Annotated in this window: 4 protein-coding genes; 2 read left to right on the plus strand and 2 right to left on the minus strand. The window is 64.0% G+C overall.

Annotated elements, in window-relative coordinates:
- Window positions 1-4: 4 nt before the first annotated feature.
- Both BLW38_RS16625 and BLW38_RS15565 read right to left on the minus strand, forming a co-directional pair.
- Window positions 5-205: a type II toxin-antitoxin system RelE family toxin gene (locus tag BLW38_RS16625; RefSeq protein ID WP_245710270.1), complete on the minus strand. Its 201-nt coding sequence runs from the start codon at window positions 203-205 to the stop codon at window positions 5-7.
- Window positions 195-491 carry a ribbon-helix-helix domain-containing protein gene (locus tag BLW38_RS15565; RefSeq protein WP_092818099.1) on the minus strand — a complete coding sequence of 99 codons (297 nt, stop codon included), beginning with the start codon at window positions 489-491 and terminating at the stop codon, window positions 195-197. Before BLW38_RS15565 ends, BLW38_RS16625 begins: the two co-directional genes overlap by 11 nt.
- Window positions 492-785: 294 nt before the next feature.
- Here BLW38_RS15565 and BLW38_RS15570 point away from each other — a divergent pair, with 294 nt between their 5' ends.
- Together BLW38_RS15570 and BLW38_RS15575 are read left to right on the plus strand one after the other, a co-directional pair.
- Complete coding sequence (locus BLW38_RS15570) at window positions 786-1,823, plus strand: DNA cytosine methyltransferase (protein WP_092818100.1); 1,038 nt, start codon at window positions 786-788, stop codon at window positions 1,821-1,823.
- A 243-nt stretch (window positions 1,824-2,066) separates the two neighbouring features.
- Window positions 2,067-2,627, plus strand: coding sequence for a DUF7342 family protein (locus BLW38_RS15575; RefSeq protein WP_092818101.1), 561 nt, complete (start codon window positions 2,067-2,069; stop codon window positions 2,625-2,627).
- Window positions 2,628-2,949: the final 322 nt, after the last annotated feature.

Genomic DNA, 2,949 nt, shown 5'->3' on the forward strand with positions numbered 1-2,949 from the left:
ACACTCATTCGGTGTCTGCAAAGCGCGTCATCGAAACAGGAAGCCCCTGCCTCAAGGAGCCGACGAAGGCAGCGACTAGGCAGGGGTAGTTCACGATGTCGTCGAGCTTCGAGACAATGCGGTCCTGGACGTGGTGATCGAGCCCGTCGAACTGATCAGCAGCGTGTGGCGTGAACTTCCAAGTCCAGTCCTCGTCACTCGGCATCCTCGCCCCGGTCCATCATCTCAACCACTTCCTCTCGCGAGACCAACTCCGCGCTGCCGGACCGCAGGTCGTGCTCGCTCGCCGCGATCTGTTTCCACCCCTCTCGGGAGAACTCGGGATGCTTCACTGCGTCGCGAGCCGCGTAGCGGAGGAACTCGCTCCGGGAGTTGAAGCCCTGTTCCTCCCACGTCGTGTCGATGTCCTTGAGGAACGCTTTGCTCAGTCGGAGGTTGATCTGGACCATCTCCGGTCCGTTGTCGCTAGCTCCAGTATCAGCATCAGACATATACACATGCTATGCCAGCGTATATGGATAATCCTTTGCACGACGGACTCCGGACCTTCAAATACAACTGCTAACACGTTGAAGATGTAGGAGATCGAGGCCCCGATGGCGCCGGCCAGATACAGCTGTCCGCGGACGTTCATACACCCCTGTCGGCCGGCACCTGGATAGCTGTATGGGGAGCCCCGCCCCGCGGCCCCCGCCGTCGCCCGTTCGGACCCCTACCACGCGATCGTTTATATACCGTCGAGCCCGAACCGGTAGAGGTAACCCGACCTCACGAGAGGATCCCGTATGCCCACGTCCGACCTCGATCCCGGTACCGTCCGCGTGCTCGATCTCTTCTGTGGCGGCGGCGGCCTCTCGGAGGGGTTCCTCCAGGCCGGCTACGACGTCGTCGCCGGCGTCGACGTCAGCGAGGACTTCCTGGCGACCTACGAGCACAACCACGAGGACGCACTCGCGATCCGGACGGACCTCGCGTCGGTCGAGCCCGCCGACTTCTTCGCGACGCACCCGATCGACCCCGATGCGATCGACGTCGTCATCGGCGGGCCGCCGTGTAAGGGATTCAGCATCGCGGGCCACCGCGATCCCGACGACGAGCGCAACTCCCTCGTCGGCAGCTTCATCGACTACGTCGAGTACGTCCAGCCGGCCGTCTTCGTGATGGAGAACGTCCCCGGGATCACTTCGATGGAGGACGGCGACACCCTGCGATCGATCCTGGCGGGCTTCGCCGACGCCGGCTACGAAAAGACGCACTACGAGACGCTGAACGCCGCGGACTACGGCGTCCCCCAGACGCGTCGCCGGGTGATCTTCGTCGGCCGCCGCGACGGCGAGCGTCCCACCTTCCCCGACCGCACCCACGGTCCCGCCGAACAGGCCACGCTGACCGGCGACCGGCGCCCGCCCTACGTGACCGTCGCCGACGCCATCCTCGACCGGGACCTCGAGGACCTCCCGAACACCGATACCACGGACCACTCCGCGGACATAGTCGACCGGATCGCCGATGTCGAGCCCGGCGACAGCCTCTATGAGAGCTACGGCGACAGCTGGCGCCGGCTCGAACCCGACGAGCCCGCGTTCACGATCAAGGAGAACCACAACGCGCCGTTCATCCATCCCGAGGAGGACCGCGTCGGCACCGTCCGCGAGTGCGCCGTCCTCCAGTCGTTCCCCGACGACTACGTCTTCAAGGGCGCAAAGAGCACGCAGCTGAAGGTCGTCGGCAACGCCGTCCCCCCGGGCCTCGCGAACGCCATCGCCGAGGCCATCGCCGACGACGTCGCCGCAATGGGACGCGCCGAGCCCGTCTCGGAGTAGCGGCGGGTCGCCGCACGGCGGGAGACCGATCGGACCCGACAAAGCGATATCGGGACGAGTCCGCTATTCACCCGAATACGACCGTCGGAAACGAACGGAGCCACCGTACTGGATGCATAGTATCGTGAGATGCATCGAGACGTCGAGGGCGACGCATCAAAACACGAGGTCGATGGGACGAACGGAGACAATATATACCGTGTTCGGGAAACATATATCTTTGATGCGCTGCCACAGTAAGGTATGAGCGACGAGTCGCCGGGCTCTACGCCCGATCCGAAACGGAGTTCGGACGCGAAAACTCGATGGACGTCGGAGAGAACGACGTTCCAGCGCGTCTACGACGTGATGACCGGCGTGTCGGACTATGCGACGGCAGCCGACGTCGCCGAGCGTGCCCGGTGTTCCGCCGACGGGGCACGGAACGCACTCGCCCAGCTCGTCGAGATGGGGATCGTCGAACGACGTGATGGCCGTCCCGCCGAGTATCGGCGGAACGACTCCTACTTCCGTTGGAAACGCATCGAGGAACTCGCGAGAGAGCACTCCGCGACTGCGCTCCGGTCGCAGGTCGCGGATCTCCTCGAGGAGGACGAGGAGTTCCGGGACCGGTTCGACGCGACGGATCCGGATTCGATCCCCCCGGCGACCTTCGAAATCACCGACCACGACGCGATCCACGATCGCTTTGCGGCCCTCTCACGATGGCGAAGCGTGCGTCACGACATCGACGTCCTGCAACGGGCTGCACATCGGGCGGAGCAACGAAACGGGAACGACGTCGGCGACACGGCGTCTGCCTGATCCGCTTGACGGAGTTCAGTTACGATGCCCGAGCCGTCGGAATGCGACGACCCGACTCCACAAGGACGCCTCGACTCGACGACGCTGCACACGATGGGAAGCCGATCGGAATCACATCCACTCGTTGCATCCTGGCAGCTCCAACCGAACGGTCTCTCACCTCGGCATCTCGAGATCCGGCTCGACGCAAGTGCCTATCCGTCCGGCGTCGATGGGGCGCGTCTCGACGTCCATTGGTTCGTCACTGACGATTACCAGAATTGAGGCGAGAATGCCCCTTCCTCAACGAGCGAACGCAGTGAGCGAGTAGGGAGGGGATGAA

This window comes from Halopenitus malekzadehii (assembly GCF_900108505.1).
Classification (GTDB): Archaea; Halobacteriota; Halobacteria; order Halobacteriales; family Haloferacaceae; genus Halopenitus; species Halopenitus malekzadehii.

What these genes read in the sequence shown, in the direction of transcription:
- BLW38_RS15570 (WP_092818100.1), top strand. Translation starts at nt 786, where the DNA reads ATGCCCACGTCCGACCTCGATCCCGGTACCGTCCGCGTGCTCGATCTC.
- BLW38_RS16625 (WP_245710270.1), bottom strand. Translation starts at nt 205, where the DNA reads ATGCCGAGTGACGAGGACTGGACTTGGAAGTTCACGCCACACGCTGCT.
- BLW38_RS15565 (WP_092818099.1), bottom strand. Translation starts at nt 491, where the DNA reads ATGTCTGATGCTGATACTGGAGCTAGCGACAACGGACCGGAGATGGTC.
- BLW38_RS15575 (WP_092818101.1), top strand. Translation starts at nt 2,067, where the DNA reads ATGAGCGACGAGTCGCCGGGCTCTACGCCCGATCCGAAACGGAGTTCG.